The sequence below is a fragment of the Shinella sp. WSJ-2 genome (assembly GCF_003432075.1).
GTDB lineage: Bacteria > Pseudomonadota > Alphaproteobacteria > Rhizobiales > Rhizobiaceae > Shinella.
The window spans coordinates 390,296-404,025 of the sequence record NZ_QWBU01000002.1 but is presented as its reverse complement, the minus strand read 5'-3'; the positions used below and the strand labels follow the sequence as shown (position 1 = coordinate 404,025).

Annotated in this window: 13 protein-coding genes and 1 pseudogene; 6 read left to right on the top strand and 8 right to left on the bottom strand. The window is 63.2% G+C overall.

Going from position 1 to position 13,730, the window contains the following annotated elements:
* The first annotated feature begins 120 nt into the window (after nt 1-120).
* Nucleotides 121-677: pseudogene (locus D0Y60_RS06115) on the top strand (NADPH-dependent FMN reductase).
* Nucleotides 678-746: 69 nt separating this feature from the next.
* Here the strand turns inward: D0Y60_RS06115 and D0Y60_RS06110 are convergent.
* Entirely contained in the window at nt 747-983 is a 237-nt protein-coding gene (locus tag D0Y60_RS06110; protein WP_117367823.1) for a DUF4189 domain-containing protein, read from the bottom strand.
* Between the two features lie 109 nt (nt 984-1,092).
* A complete protein-coding gene (locus tag D0Y60_RS06105; RefSeq protein ID WP_117367822.1) occupies nt 1,093-2,289 on the bottom strand; it encodes an AI-2E family transporter in 1,197 nt (398 codons plus the stop codon).
* A 299-nt stretch (nt 2,290-2,588) separates the two neighbouring features.
* Between D0Y60_RS06105 and D0Y60_RS06100 the strand changes: the two genes are divergently transcribed.
* Entirely contained in the window at nt 2,589-4,289 is a 1,701-nt protein-coding gene (locus tag D0Y60_RS06100; RefSeq protein WP_117367820.1) for a long-chain-fatty-acid--CoA ligase, read from the top strand.
* A gap of 125 nt (nt 4,290-4,414) precedes the next feature.
* Nucleotides 4,415-6,040, top strand: coding sequence for a glucose-6-phosphate isomerase (pgi, locus tag D0Y60_RS06095; RefSeq protein ID WP_117367819.1), 1,626 nt, complete (start codon nt 4,415-4,417; stop codon nt 6,038-6,040).
* Here pgi and D0Y60_RS06090 read toward each other — a convergent pair whose 3' ends face one another.
* The 4 genes from D0Y60_RS06090 to D0Y60_RS06075 form a co-directional block, all read right to left on the bottom strand.
* The gene (locus D0Y60_RS06090; RefSeq protein WP_117367817.1) at nt 6,041-7,126 is read right to left on the bottom strand and encodes a glycosyltransferase family 1 protein; all 1,086 of its coding nucleotides are present in this window, start codon (nt 7,124-7,126) and stop codon (nt 6,041-6,043) included.
* A 48-nt stretch (nt 7,127-7,174) separates the two neighbouring features.
* On the bottom strand, nt 7,175-8,104 hold the full coding sequence (locus tag D0Y60_RS06085; protein WP_117368432.1) for a carbohydrate kinase: 930 nt from the start codon (nt 8,102-8,104) through the stop codon (nt 7,175-7,177).
* A 63-nt stretch (nt 8,105-8,167) separates the two neighbouring features.
* The gene (locus D0Y60_RS06080) at nt 8,168-8,866 is read right to left on the bottom strand and encodes an orotate phosphoribosyltransferase (protein ID WP_117367815.1); all 699 of its coding nucleotides are present in this window, start codon (nt 8,864-8,866) and stop codon (nt 8,168-8,170) included.
* 130 nt (nt 8,867-8,996) lie between these two features.
* The gene (locus tag D0Y60_RS06075; RefSeq protein WP_117368430.1) at nt 8,997-9,422 is read right to left on the bottom strand and encodes a DoxX family protein; all 426 of its coding nucleotides are present in this window, start codon (nt 9,420-9,422) and stop codon (nt 8,997-8,999) included.
* Nucleotides 9,423-9,611: 189 nt separating this feature from the next.
* On the opposite strand from D0Y60_RS06075, the gene D0Y60_RS06070 reads away from it, so the two are divergent.
* The 3 genes from D0Y60_RS06070 to D0Y60_RS06060 all read left to right on the top strand — a co-directional run bounded on the left by D0Y60_RS06070 (nt 9,612) and on the right by D0Y60_RS06060 (nt 12,509).
* Nucleotides 9,612-9,809 (top strand): hypothetical protein, encoded by a 198-nt coding sequence (locus tag D0Y60_RS06070; RefSeq protein ID WP_117367813.1) that lies wholly within the window; start codon nt 9,612-9,614, stop codon nt 9,807-9,809.
* Between the two features lie 117 nt (nt 9,810-9,926).
* On the top strand, nt 9,927-10,631 hold the full coding sequence (locus D0Y60_RS06065) for a Crp/Fnr family transcriptional regulator (protein ID WP_117367807.1): 705 nt from the start codon (nt 9,927-9,929) through the stop codon (nt 10,629-10,631).
* 33 nt (nt 10,632-10,664) lie between these two features.
* A complete protein-coding gene (locus D0Y60_RS06060; RefSeq protein WP_117367805.1) occupies nt 10,665-12,509 on the top strand; it encodes an adenylate/guanylate cyclase domain-containing protein in 1,845 nt (614 codons plus the stop codon).
* A gap of 6 nt (nt 12,510-12,515) precedes the next feature.
* Here D0Y60_RS06060 and D0Y60_RS06055 read toward each other — a convergent pair whose 3' ends face one another.
* Nucleotides 12,516-12,935 carry a hypothetical protein gene (locus tag D0Y60_RS06055; RefSeq protein ID WP_117367803.1) on the bottom strand — a complete coding sequence of 140 codons (420 nt, stop codon included), beginning with the start codon at nt 12,933-12,935 and terminating at the stop codon, nt 12,516-12,518.
* A gap of 15 nt (nt 12,936-12,950) precedes the next feature.
* Nucleotides 12,951-13,592: a FecR family protein gene (locus D0Y60_RS06050; protein WP_117367801.1), complete on the bottom strand. Its 642-nt coding sequence runs from the start codon at nt 13,590-13,592 to the stop codon at nt 12,951-12,953.
* Between the last annotated feature and the right edge of the window lie 138 nt (nt 13,593-13,730).

Genomic DNA, 13,730 nt, shown 5'->3' with positions numbered 1-13,730 from the left:
TCACGCTGGCCGTCCCGATTCACCGCCTTAGACGCTAGGCCGGTTTCAGCCGGGCTTTTTCCCGCGAGCATGGCGGCGACCCGCGTTGCGGATGACCGCATGCCGCGCTAGCGTCTCGTCATGAAAATCCTCGCCATTTCCGGCAGCGCACGTCGACTGTCCACCAACACAGCCCTGCTCCGTGCCCTGCACGCGATCGCGCCAGACGGCATCGTCGTGGAGGTTTATGACGGCATCGGAGACCTGCCGGTCTTCTCGCCAGATCGTGAAGGTGCTGATCTGCCCCCGGCGTCCGGCAGTTCCAGCGGGTCATTGCCGGTTGCGACGGGCTTATCCTGTCGAGCCCCGAATATGTGCGCGGCATTCCCGGCGGCCTGAAGAATGCCATCGACTGGCTGGTCTCGGGCGATCAGGTGGTCGGCAAGCCGATTGCGCTCGTTCACGCTTCGCATCGCGGCGACGACATGCTTGCGGCGCTGAGGACAGTACTGTCAACTATCAGCGCGAATTTCACGGAAAGCCTTTTCTTCCGCCTTCCGGTCATGAAGGAAACGCCGGAGGCGATCCTGCAGCGCCTGATAGGCGATCCGGGCGTGGCACAGAAATTTCTGCAGGATTTTTCGCACTTTTGCCGGGAAGGCGCAAACGAGCGATTACCGCAGGCCCCTCTCTCCTGAGACCCGCGCCGAACCTGCTAGAACGCACACTTGCGGAGACCAAACCAGTAGGCTCCGCAAGGCGCCGGCTCAATCGTCTTCGTCGCATTCCGTGATTTCGCACACCGATTCCTCGGTCGTGCGGTTGGCGCATTCCGTCAGCGCCTTTTCTCGCGCATCGGCCTCGTTGTCATAGCTGTAGCTGTAGCCGTAGCTGCCCTCTTCCGATACGGCGATGCAGCCCCAGGCGAGCGCCGATGTCTGCGAGGCTGCAAGAGCAGTCGTGAGGACAAGCGCGGCGAGCGCTGTCCGGCTGGCGGATGTCATGATGTGTTCCCCTCAAGTCGCGCAACATGCGCGGCGGAGACACTATGGCTCCGTCCCCTGCCTTTGCAAGCAATTGCGGCGGCTAATTTAGGGGAATTCATGCGGAGGCTCAGCTGACGCTGCGCTCCGCATCGGACCGGCCAGTCGGCTCCGTATGGGGATCGAGAATGATCGGCGACGGTGCGTCCGTTGCCTCCACTTCGCGGATCCATTCGCGCCAGATGGCCACAAGCAGGGCCATCAGCACGGGGCCGATGAAAAGCCCGAGGAAGCCCATCGTCTTCACGCCACCGATAAGGCCAAAGAAGGTGGGCAGGAAGGGCAGCTTGATCGGGCCGCCGACGAGGCGGGGCCTGAGGGTCTTGTCGACGATGAAGAGTTCGACGGAACCCCAGATGAGCAACGCGAGGCCCGCGACCGGAGAACCACTGGAGACGAGATAGACAGAAACCAGCGTAAACGAGAGCGGCGCGCCGCCGGGAAAGAGTGCCATGATGCCGGTGATGACGCCGAGCGTCACGGCGGAGGGAACGCCGGCGATCCAGTAGGCGACGCCGAGCACGATGCCCTCGCCGATGGCAATCAGCGTCATGCCGGTCACAGTGGAGCTGATGGTGGCCGGCACGATGCGGGAAATACGCTCCCAGCGCATCGGCAGGATACGCTCGCCGAGGCGATCCACCTGGCCCGCGAAGGACTGGCCGTCGCGATAGATGAAGAACAGCGCGATCAGCATGAAAAGCGCGGCAAGCAGCAGGTTGAAGGCCTTGCCGCCGGCGGCCAGCGCGACACGGTAGATATTGCCGATATTGGCGCCGCTGACGACCTGCGTCAGCTCGCCGATGGCGCCAGGATGATCGAGGAAGCGCGTCCACTGCATATCCAGCCAACCGCCGACGACCGGCAGCACGCGGATCCATTCCGGCGTCGGCGCGCCGGTGCGGTTCATTTCCACGCCCCAACCGATCCAGTCACGCACCTCGTGCAGGGCATAGGTGGAGGCGATGACGATCGGGCCGATGATGAAGGCGAGGATGAGCAGGATGGCGATGGAGGCGGCAAGCGTGCGGTTACCGTTCACCTGCGCCAGGAGGCGCGAATAGAGCGGCCAGCTAGCAAAGGCGATGACGAGCGCCGCCAGCACCGGAACCAGGAAACCATGGAAGAAGTAGATGCCGGCGAAGACGACGAGCACCAGCAGCCAGCGCGCCGCGGAGATCGGCGAGATGAGTGCCGCCCCGCTCGGGCGCGCGGCACCGAGAAACCTGGGCTCACTTCTGCGATGTTCCTGATGCAGCAAACTCATGCACTCCACTGTCTCCGGCGTCCGGCCGGCGTCCCCTAGATAAGGTGTACCCGATGAATGTTAAACATATACGCGCTTTTTTACCGGAAGGCGCGGTGAGACGCCGCAGTTCTGCACATCACGATCACGAAAACGCGAACGGGCGACCTCATGGGCTTATTGACGTTTACGTCAATGTAATATAGCGATAATCCTTGATGGCGCCTGCCAAAAGCATCATCTTGTCCGTGTCGTGTGGTTGGAGGACCATTCGGCGCCGGCGGGACGGACGATGCCCGCGCCCAAGGAGGAGAGCACGCATGACGGCCACAATCGAGGCCCCTTCCACCGAGCCGACCGGTCGTTTCTGGCTTGCCAACTATCCTGAGGGCATGTCGGGAGAGATTGCGCCGCTGGCGCATCCTTCCATCGGCGCGCTGGTCGAAAGCTGCTGCACGCAATATGCCGACCGCCCCGCCTTCACCAGCATGGGCAAGACGCTGAGCTTCCGCGATTTCGAGGCCGCCTCGAAAAAGATCGCCATCTGGCTTCAGGCGAAGGGGCTCGAAAAGGGCGATCGCGTCGCCGTGATGATGCCCAATATCCTGCAGAACCCGGTCATCATCTTCGGCATCCTGCGCGCCGGTCTCGTCGTGGTGAATGTCAATCCGCTCTATACGCCGCGCGAACTGGAGCACCAGCTGAAGGATGCCGGCGCCAAGGCGCTTTTCGTGCTGGAGAATTTCGCAAGCACGGTGGCGCAGGTCGTTGCGCGCACCGCTGTTAAACACGTCGTCGTCACCACGATGGGCGACATGCTCGGCCTTAAGGGGCTGATCGTCAATCTCGTCGTGCGCAAGGTGAAGAAGCTCGTGCCGGCCTGGTCGCTGCCGGGGCATATTCCCTTCAAGCAGGTGATGGCAGAGGGTGCGCATGGCGCGCTGAAGCCGGTCGCCGTTGCCCCCGGTGACACGGCCTTCCTGCAATATACCGGCGGCACGACGGGCGTTTCCAAGGGGGCGACGCTGACGCATGCCAATCTCTTGTCCAACATGGAGCAGATCAAGCTTTGGATCGAGCCGATCTTCCATGTGAAGCAGCGGCCGGACCAGCTCGTCTTCATCTGCGCGCTGCCGCTCTACCATATCTTCGCCTTGACGGTGAACGGGCTGATGGGCATCGCGCTTGGCGGCCACAATGTGCTGATCGCCAATCCGCGCGACATTCCCGCCTTCGTCAAGGAACTGGCGAAATATCGCGTCCATATCTTCCCCGGCCTCAATACACTTTTCAACGCATTGATGAACAATCCGGATTTCGCCAAGCTCGATCTCTCCGATTTGCTTTTGACGCTTGGCGGCGGCATGGCGGTGCAGCGACCCGTTGCCGAACGCTGGCAGAAGACGACGGGCTGCGCGATCATCGAAGGCTATGGCCTCTCGGAGACCTCGCCGGTCGCAACCGCCAACCGGTTCGACCGGGCGGAGTTCACCGGTACGATCGGCCTGCCGCTCCCCTCCACCGAGATCGCGATCCGCGACGACGATGGCAACACGCTTGCCTTGGGCGGTATCGGCGAAATCTGCATTCGCGGGCCGCAAGTCATGGCCGGCTACTGGCTGCGCCCGGACGAGACGGCCAAGGTAATGACGCCGGACGGTTTCTTCCGCTCTGGCGATATTGGCTTCATGACGCCTGACGGTTTCACCAAGATCGTCGACCGCAAGAAGGACATGATCCTTGTCTCCGGCTTCAACGTCTTCCCCAACGAGGTTGAAGAGGTGGCGATGTCGCTCGCGGGCGTTCTCGAATGCGCGGCGATCGGCGTGCCGGATGAGCATTCCGGCGAAGCGGTGAAGCTCTTCGTGGTGAAGAAGGATCCGGCCCTGACGGAGGCCGACGTAAAGGCGCATTGCGCGGCAAACCTCACCAATTACAAGCGTCCGCGCTTCATCGAGTTTCGCACTGACCTGCCGAAATCCAATGTCGGCAAGATATTGCGCAAGGATCTCCGGGGCTGAGCGCAGCCCTGTCCGGCCACCTCTAAATCGATTTAATTTTTTCGACGCAGGCGCGTTTTCGGTCTTGATTTGACGATGCCAAAGCGACTAGCTAGCGGCATCGTCCAAAGCAAGGGAAGACGCCGATGAACGCGCTTGTCGAAAAGCTGAAATCCATCGTCCGCGACACCAACGCCACAGACATCCGGGCGGCCTTCGCGGCCGATCCCGAACGGTTTTCCCGCTACAGCACAACGCTCGGCGACTTCCTTTTCGACTATTCCAAATGCGCGGTGAACGACGCCGTGCTCGATGCGCTGGAGACGCTCGCCACAGAGGCCAGCGTCGAGAAGAAGCGCGACGCGATGTTCGCAGGCGAGATTATCAACATCACCGAAGAGCGCGCCGTTTTGCACACCGCCTTGCGCAACCGCTCCAACACGCCGGTCCTCGTCGACGGCAAGGACGTCATGCCTGATGTCAACGCCGTGCTCAACGCCATGGGCGCCTTCTCCGACGGTATCCGGTCCGGCGCACTGAAGGGTGCGACGGGCAAGAAGATTACCGACGTCGTCAATATCGGCATCGGCGGCTCCGATCTCGGCCCGGTCATGGCGACACTGGCCCTTGCCCCCTATAATGACGGCCCACGCCTGCATTTCGTGTCCAACATCGACGGCGCGCATATCGCCGACACGCTGAAGACGCTCGAGGCCGAAACCACCCTCTTCATCGTCGCCTCGAAGACCTTCACGACCATCGAGACGATGACCAATGCCGCAACGGCCCGCAAGTTCATCGCCGACACATTGGGCGACGCCGCCGTCGGCAGCCATTTCTGCGCGGTCTCAACGGCGCTCGACAAAGTTTCGGCCTTCGGCATTGGCGCGGACCGGGTCTTCGGCTTCTGGGACTGGGTCGGCGGACGCTACTCGATCTGGTCGGCCATCGGCCTGCCGCTGATGATCGCCATCGGCAAGGAGAATTTTGGCGCGTTCCTGGCCGGCGGCCATGCCATCGACAATCATTTCCGCGAGGCTCCGATCCGGCAGAACATCCCGATGCTGCTCGGCCTGATCGGCTTCTATCACCGCAATGTGCTGAACTACCCGTCGCGGGCCATCCTGCCCTATGACCAGCGCCTGTCGCGCTTCCCGGCCTATCTGCAGCAGCTCGACATGGAATCGAATGGCAAGTCCGTGACGATGGACTCCAAGCCCGTCGCGTGCAAGACCGGCCCGGTCGTCTGGGGCGAGCCCGGCACCAACGGCCAGCACGCCTTCTACCAGCTGATCCACCAGGGCACCTCGGTCATCCCGACGGAATTCATGATCGCGGCCAACGGCCACGAGAAAAATCTCCGCCATCAGCACCAGCTTTTGATTGCCAATTGCCTGGCGCAGTCGGAAGCGCTGATGAAGGGCCGCACGCTGGAAGAGGCGAAGGCCCAGCTCACCTCCAAGGGCATGGACGAGGCGAAGGCCGACAGGATCGCACCGCACCGCGTCTTCGAGGGCAACCGCCCGTCGATCACCATGGTGCATGACAGCCTGACGCCCTTCGCGCTCGGCCGCCTGATCGCGCTCTATGAGCACCGTGTCTTCGTTGAAGGTGTGCTGTTCAACATCAATTCCTTCGACCAATGGGGCGTTGAACTCGGCAAGGAGCTGGCGACGGGCCTTCTGCCGGTCGTGGAGGGCAAGGAAAGCGCTGCCGGTCATGATAGCTCGACCGCCGGTCTCGTTGCCGCACTGCTGAAGGCTGCAAACTAATCAGCGCAGGCTGAGATGGCGTGCCGCGAAAGCGCCGCGCGGCACGCGGGTCAGATTGCCCAGGAATTCAAGGGCGCAGGCGCGCCAGCTATAGGTTGCCGCCCGGGCAAGCGCCGTTTCCTTCGGGATCTCGAGCGCGGCAAGAGCCGCCTGCCGCAGGTCCTCCGACAAGGCCCCTGCCTCCCCCAGCACATCGCGCGGCGCCGTTACCGGGAAGGCGGCGACGGGAACGCCGCTCGCCAAGGCTTCCAGCATGACATTGCCAAACGTATCCGTCCGGCTCGGGAAGACGAAGACGTCGGCCGAGGCATAGATCGATGCCAGATCCTCGCCGGTCTTGCGGCCGAGGAAGTGCACATCCGGATAGCGCTGGCGCAGCATGGCGAGATCGGGGCCGTCACCGACGACGACCTTGCTGCCCGGCAGATCGAGCGCCAGGAAGGCCGGCAGGTTCTTTTCCACCGCCACGCGGCCGACATTGAGGAAGATCGGCCGCGGCAGGCCGAGATCGCGGCGCTTGGCCGGATCGAACTGCTTCGTATCGACCCCGCGCGACCAGCGCTTGATCCGGGTAAAACCGCGCGCCGCCATTTCCGCGCCAAGCGATTTCGTCGCCACCATCATGCCCTGGCCGGAATTGTGGAAACGGCGCAGCCACCAATAGCTCCAGCTTTCGGGGATCGGCAGGCGCGCGCTGATGAATTCGGGGAAACGCGTGTGATAGGCCGTGGTGAAGGGCAGCCGACGCTGCAGGCAGGCGCGCCGCGCCGCCATGCCGAGCGGCCCTTCGGTGGCGATGTGGATATAATCGGGCGCGATCGCCTCGATCTCGGCCAGCACCTGGCGCTTCGAGGTCAACGCGAGCCGGATTTCCGGATAGGACGGCAGTGGCACCGTCGCGAACTTCTCCGGCGTCAGAAAAACAACCTCGACGCCCTCCTCCGCTATGGAGCGGGCAAGCTCCTCCAGCGTGTGCACGACACCGTTCAGCTGCGGGCGCCAGGCATCCGTGACGACGAGAATGGTGGGAGCCTGCCCGTCAGGACGGGCGGGAGCGAGCGAATCTGGCGCGGTGTGATCGAGCATGGCCCCTTTGACCATGCGGCGATGACAGGCGAATGAAGGGCGACCGGCTTACGCCAGCCCGATTTCCTTCGCCCAAGGCGGGTTAGCACCCGCGCGCGAGACCGTGACGGCGGCGGCCTTGGCACCGAGCGCCAGAACCTTGGCGATCTGGTCTTCCGAGAGCGCCGAAACCTGCTGCTTGGTGAGCAGGTTCTGCATCTTCAGCGAAGCGAGTACGCCAGCATCGAAGGTGTCGCCGGCGCCGACCGTATCGACGACCGTCACGCGTTCGCTCGGCACCGTGACTTTGTGCGCCGCCGTGTAGCCGACCGCACCCTGTGCCCCGCGCGTGACGACGACGAGCTTGGCGCCGTGATGCAGCCAGTGGCGGGCGAGCGCATCCTCGTCGCCTTCGAGGCCGAACCAGGCAAGGTCCTCATCGGAGAACTTGACGATATCGGCCATACCAGCCATGCGGCGGATGCGGGCCATATGGGCATCCTTGTCCTTGATGAAACCGGGGCGGATGTTCGGGTCGAGCGAGATGACGCGCTTGTCGTGTTCACGCTTCAGGAGCGCTTCGTAGGTCGAGCCGCAGGGTTCGGGAATGAGGCTGATCGCGCCGAAATGCAGCGCCTCGCAATCGTCGCCGAGATCCGGAAGTTCGGCCTCGGTGATCATGCGGCCGGCAGTGCCCTCGTCGTAGAAGGCATAGGTCGCGTGACCGTTGACCAGCTTGACGAAGGCGACGGTGGTCGGGCGCGACAGCGTTGCACAATAGCTGTAGTCGACACCGCTTTCGGCCAGCGTCTTGCGAAGGATGTCGCCCATCATGTCGTCGGAAAGGCCGGTGAAAAATCCTGTGGGAACACCGAGGCGGCCAAGCGCGATCGCCGTGTTGAAGATCGCCCCGCCGGCATAGGGCGCGTAGGCATCCTCGCCGAGCGTTGTCGTCCGCGGCAACATGTCGATCAGCGCTTCACCACAACACAGGATCATCAGCATTCCTCCAACTGATTTTCAATCGATTTAAACGATCTTGTTGCAAAGCGCCAGCGCCATTTACGACGTCGGCAGTTCCGACACGCCGCCATGGGCAGAGGACCAGACGAGCGGAGCGTCGAAGAAGGCCTCGACGGAGGCGAGCGTTGCGTCGTCGAACAGCTTTTCGGCACGCGCGACGGCCAGCACATCCCGCCAGGTGGCGATGTGGTGCAGCTTGACGCCGCCATTGGCGTAGCGGGCTTCGGCTTCCCTGAAGATGCCATAGTAGAACAGCGACATGCCGTGATCCACGACCCCACCGGCCGCACGGATGGCGTCAATGAAGGTGAACATCGAGCCGCCGACAGTGACGAGATCCTCGATAACGAGCACACGCGCTCCCTCGGGCATCACGCCCTCGATCTGCGCATTGCGACCATGGCCCTTCGGCTTCTTGCGCACATAGATCATCGGCAAGCTGAGGCGATCGGCAAGCAGCGCCGCGAAGGGAATGCCGGCCGTCTCGCCGCCCGCAATGACGTCGATGCGCTCGAAGCCGATATTGCGCGTCAGCGTCGCGGCGGCAAAAACCATGATGGCCGAGCGGATGCGCGGATAGGAGAGCAGCTTGCGGCAATCCATATAGACCGGGGAGGCCATGCCGGAGGCGAGCTTGTAGGGTTCCTCGGGGCGGAAATGCACCGCCTTGATCTCCCACAGCATTCGGGCCATCAGCTCCGCCATCACGTCTCTGTCCGGAAAGGAATTGGAAAACATCGGCATCTCCCGCATGATTTTATCCCCGTGCGCATAGCAGCAAGAGCCGCGGCTTTCCAGCACTCGCGAAACGAAAAACCCTCCCCGGAGGCCGGGGAGGGTTTCTGGAGGACCGGTTTTTGTCGTTGGCTCAAGCGCCGCGGCGCGCGTCGACCGAGATGGAGCCCGGACCGAAGGCGGCGAGGACGAGGAAGCCGCCGGCGATCGTGATATTCTTCCACATCATCAGGCCGTTGAAGACGGTGAGCAGGCTGTTGGCGCCTTCCGGGAAGTCCGGGTTGTTGATCGCGCCGCTATGGAAGACAAGAGCGGTGAACACACAGAAGGCAGCGAGCAGATAGGCGGCGATCTTCGTCTGGAAACCGACGAGGATGGCAAGACCGGCGACGACTTCGAAGATGCCGGCAAGATAGGCGAGCGCAGTGGCGGCCGGCAGGCCGGCATTGGAGATCATCCAGGCGGTGCCCGAGGGATCGATCAGCTTGGGAAAGCCGGCGGTGAGGAACATGAGGGAAAGAAGAATGCGTCCGACGAGGACGACGACGTTCTGCGGCATGGGAAGCTCCTGAGGCTTGGCGTTTGCGTTGGCAGAGAGATACCAGCTTTCCGTCGTCAAACTAGCCAGGGCATCAGAAGACAGATCGTTCTCATTTAGTGAACGATGACCTGTTCCCGCCGGAACAGAAACCGCGGCCGCGCTGTGCGAAAAGGAGACAACACCCCGCCTTTCTTCTCCGGATCCTCCATGCACCACTATTTTCTCGCCCTGGTCCTCGCTTCCCTATCCCTTGCCTTCAGTGCACCCGGCCAGGCCGACGCCTCCTATGCATATGCCCAGCAAGGCTATTACGGGCACTACCAGCAGACCTGCATCACCAAGCGCATGCGCACGGAAGACCGGACAGGCAAGACCGTCACAAAACGGGTGCGGATCTGCCAATAGGGTGGGGCCAGCCCAAACTATCCGTTCTTTTCTGTTGCAAGCGCTCACCGGCTGGGCGAAGATTTCGGTTGAGCGGCCCGTCTTCATCCTGTCAGGGGCGGCCGGGGGAAACCGGATATGAACGAGATCAACAAGAGTGCCGCGTTTTGGCGTTCTTTTCCGATTTTCGAGGGCTTCAGCAAGGAAACGATCGGCGAGATCGCGTCCATCGCGACCTGGCGCCGCTGGCCGGCGGGAACGGTCATCTTCCAGCGCGGCGACGAGGGCACCTATCTCATTGTACTCGTCTCCGGCCGCATCAAGCTGTCGCTGATCACGCCGCAGGGCAAGGAACTGTCGCTGCGCCAGCTCGAGGCCGGATCGATCCTCGGTGAAATGGCGATCCTCGACGGCCAGCCGCGTTCAGCGGACGCGACCTCGGTGACGCCGACCGAAGGCTATGTCATCGCCAAGCGCGATTTCCTCGACGTGCTCACCCGCAACCCGACCGCCGCGCACGCGATCATCCACTATCTCTGCACCAAGCTGCGCGAGACGACGGAACAGCTGGAAACCATCGCGCTCTACGATCTCGATTCCCGCGTCGCACGCTTCTTCCTGGCGACGCTCCGCAACATCCATGGCGACGAACTGCCCGACAGCGCCAATCTCCAGCTTTCGCTCAGCCAGGGCGAGATCGCCAGCATCGTCGGCGCGAGCCGGCCGAAGATCAACCGGTCGATCCTGGCACTGGAAGAGGCCGGCGCGATCCGCCGCAACGACGGCATCATCCATTGCCATATCGGCCGGCTGCAGAACATCGCCGAGCCGGATGACGACTAACAGGCCGGCGGCCCGAAAAGGGAGCGGCTGATCATGATCGCCAAGAAATACAGACCGCTTGTCGCCGGGCTCGTTGCGAGCCTTGCCGGCGCGCTTGCGCTGTACTTCATGGGCGAAACGGCTCTGGAGCAGCAGCGCGAATTCTATTTCGACGCGCTGACCCAGGCTATTCCGGTGGCCGAGAGCGACGAGATCGTTGTGGTCGATATCGATCGCAAGGCCTTCCAGAGCGTGCCGGGCCGCGAATGGACACGCAGCCAGACCGCCGATCTCATCGACCGCCTAGCCGCCGCCAAGCCCACCGCCATTGCCTTCGATTTCGTCTTCAGCACCGATTGCGCGGCCGAGGAGCCGGCCAATGCAGCACTTTCCGGTGCCATCGCAAAGGTACCGACCGTGCTCGGATTTCTGATCGGCGAGGCGACGGACGGCGCGCCTCATCCCGTGCCGGCGCTTGCCCTGCAAAAGCCGGTCACCGTCCCTGACCTCTGGTTCATCGACGGCACGGAAAGCTCCTGTCCCTTCCTGCAGGACAAGGCGATCTCGGCGTCCGCTTCCTTCCTCGTCGGCGACGAGGATGCCGTGGTGCGCCGCGTGCAGGCCTATGCCATCGTCGGCAACGCCGCCTATCCGGCGCTCGGTGTGGAGGCCGCTCGGCTGGCAGCCGGCGCACGCACGCCCATTCTCGGCGGCAACCCCGTGTGGCTGCGCCATGATGCACGCATCCTCAGGCTCGACGAGGACGGTAGCCTGCGCTTCGTCGCCAGCGTTGCGGCCGCCATCGGTGCGCGGACCTTTTCCGCCGCCGACGTCGTGGCGGGCAAAGTCCCTCCAGAAAAAATTGAGGGCAAGGTCGTGCTGATCGGCAGCAGCCTGCCCAATCTCGGCGGCTTGCGCGCCAGCGCCTCGATGCCGCTCGAACCCTCCGTGCAGATCCATGCCGATGTCGCCAATGCCATCCTGACCGACCATATCCCGACACGCGATCCCGGCCTTGCGCCTGCCGAGGCAGGTTTTGCCTTCCTCATGGGTGCGGCGGCGGCGCTGGCGGCGACGCGACTTCGCCCGCTCTTTGCGGCGGTCGCCGGCGTCACCCTCGTCGGCTTGGTCTTCGGCGGCTCCGGGCTGCTCTATCTTCGCACGGCGCTGTTGTCCGATGCGATCGGCGTCTCGCTGGTCGTCGCCACGGCGGCACTCGTCACCGGCCTCCTGCAATTCACCCATATCCGCCGTGCCGAAGCGACGGCGCGCCAGCGCTTTGCGCAATACCTGCCGCAATCGGTCGTCTCGCGCTACATCGACAATCCCGACATGGTCCGCGTCGCCGGCGAGGAGCGGCAGGTCACCGCCCTGTTCACCGACATCGAAGGCTTCTCGACACTCGCGCAAAAAATCGGCCCGCACGACCTCGTCAAGCTGCTCGACATCTACTTCTCCGAGGTCAACGCGCTGGTGGCGCGGCATGGCGGCATGGTCGACAAGGTGGTGGGCGACGCCGTGCACGCGTTGTTCAATGCTCCGGACGATCTCGAGCGCCATGTCGACAAGGCGCTCGCCTGCGCCGACGACATCCGCTCCCTAACCGAGGAGATGCGCCGCCGCCCTGCCTTCCTGGAGAAGGATTTCGGACGCACGCGCCTCGGCATCGAGACGGGCATGGCGGTGCTGGGCGAGGTCGGCATCGGCGGCAAGCTCGACTATACCGCGCATGGCGACGCCGTGAATCTGGCCGCCCGCCTGCAGGATGCCAACAAGTTCCTGGGCACCCAGATCTGCGTCGGCCCACGCGCAGCAAGCGAAACAAGCCGAACGCTGCGCGCCATCGGCAACCACGAGATTCGCGGCTTCGGAACGATGGACCTGTTTACGCTGGACTGATGGCCCCTAGACTATCGGCGTTCCCTTTGCCCAGAACGCTTCAACCTTACCCCACCATACGCGCGTTTCCGGCCGCAGCCACTCCAGAAAATCCTCGGGCTTTGTCCTCTGATGCAAATCGCAATTCTGTAGATCCTCAAGGAGGCCCACCGTTGCGGCCTCTTTCACATCTGCGTTTCCCTGGACATGCCACAGTTCGACAACATCGAAGACAGCATCGAAGTGCTGCGTATTTCCCGATTCCAGATCGCCGATCAAATGGCGAGCAAGCTCTGAAAGCGCGAAGTAAATCGGGAACTGTTCATCACCCCGGCCTTCATCATGGAGGGCTTGCCACCTCTGGTAAAACAGGGGGTATGCCTGCAGAAGCGGCTCGACCATGTTCACGCGATCGAACACGGACACTTCGGGATCGCCCTCACGCATCCTTCATGTTCCGTCCTAGCGGATGCCGACGCTGGCATAGGCCTCGCGGATCCGGGCCTCGCCCCACTTGATGACCTCGCCGGGAGCCGCACCCGGTGCACTGATCTCGACGCCCTCGCCGCCGGAGACGGATTTGGTTACACCACCGCCGGTGACCTCGACGCGACCATGCTCGACGAAGACGGCGAAGGGGGCCTTTCGGCTGGGGCCGGCGAAGAATTTCGTGCCGCGCACGCCGATCATGCCGAAGGTGGTGCGCATGGTGAGGTCGATCTTGGCGAGGCCCTCCGGCCGGTCGAAGACCATCTGGCCGGTGCCGAGTTCGATGATGCCCCCCTGACCCGCGATGAAGGTATCGATCAGAAGCTCCGTCTCGCTGCCGAGCATCAGGCTGGTATCCTCGCCGAGCGCCAGCTCGGCGAAACTTTCCTTGCCGGTCTTCACGAAGTCGTGGTCCATCAGGCTCGCGCCGGCCTTCAGGCCTTCCTGATGTTCGGCATGTTTGCGGCTGACATCGCCGGTGATCTCGACGGCCTTGCCGATGATCGTGTTGGCCTGCGTGGCGCGAAGCCCAGCGCCGAGAAGCGCCAGCGTGCTGCCGGCGATGAACAGCCGGCGGCTGAGGGTGACGGGACGGAACGTATCGAGCGTTGGCATGACACACCTTTCGCGGGACGGAGCCCGCCTGGATGAATTGAACCCGGGCGCCGCGCTACATCCACCGTGCACACCGCCAGCAATGACTACCCTTATGCGCCGCCTCCCGTCATCCCACTGTTCCCGCGGAAACAGCCG

Excerpts from the sequence above, each read along its gene's own strand:
- D0Y60_RS06110 (WP_117367823.1), bottom strand. The coding sequence starts at position 983 with ATGACATCCGCCAGCCGGACAGCGCTCGCCGCGCTTGTCCTCACGACT.
- D0Y60_RS06105 (WP_117367822.1), bottom strand. The coding sequence starts at position 2,289 with ATGAGTTTGCTGCATCAGGAACATCGCAGAAGTGAGCCCAGGTTTCTC.
- D0Y60_RS06100 (WP_117367820.1), top strand. The coding sequence starts at position 2,589 with ATGACGGCCACAATCGAGGCCCCTTCCACCGAGCCGACCGGTCGTTTC.
- pgi (WP_117367819.1), top strand. The coding sequence starts at position 4,415 with ATGAACGCGCTTGTCGAAAAGCTGAAATCCATCGTCCGCGACACCAAC.
- D0Y60_RS06090 (WP_117367817.1), bottom strand. The coding sequence starts at position 7,126 with ATGCTCGATCACACCGCGCCAGATTCGCTCGCTCCCGCCCGTCCTGAC.
- D0Y60_RS06085 (WP_117368432.1), bottom strand. The coding sequence starts at position 8,104 with ATGATCCTGTGTTGTGGTGAAGCGCTGATCGACATGTTGCCGCGGACG.
- D0Y60_RS06080 (WP_117367815.1), bottom strand. The coding sequence starts at position 8,866 with ATGTTTTCCAATTCCTTTCCGGACAGAGACGTGATGGCGGAGCTGATG.
- D0Y60_RS06075 (WP_117368430.1), bottom strand. The coding sequence starts at position 9,422 with ATGCCGCAGAACGTCGTCGTCCTCGTCGGACGCATTCTTCTTTCCCTC.
- D0Y60_RS06070 (WP_117367813.1), top strand. The coding sequence starts at position 9,612 with ATGCACCACTATTTTCTCGCCCTGGTCCTCGCTTCCCTATCCCTTGCC.
- D0Y60_RS06065 (WP_117367807.1), top strand. The coding sequence starts at position 9,927 with ATGAACGAGATCAACAAGAGTGCCGCGTTTTGGCGTTCTTTTCCGATT.
- D0Y60_RS06060 (WP_117367805.1), top strand. The coding sequence starts at position 10,665 with ATGATCGCCAAGAAATACAGACCGCTTGTCGCCGGGCTCGTTGCGAGC.
- D0Y60_RS06055 (WP_117367803.1), bottom strand. The coding sequence starts at position 12,935 with ATGCGTGAGGGCGATCCCGAAGTGTCCGTGTTCGATCGCGTGAACATG.
- D0Y60_RS06050 (WP_117367801.1), bottom strand. The coding sequence starts at position 13,592 with ATGCCAACGCTCGATACGTTCCGTCCCGTCACCCTCAGCCGCCGGCTG.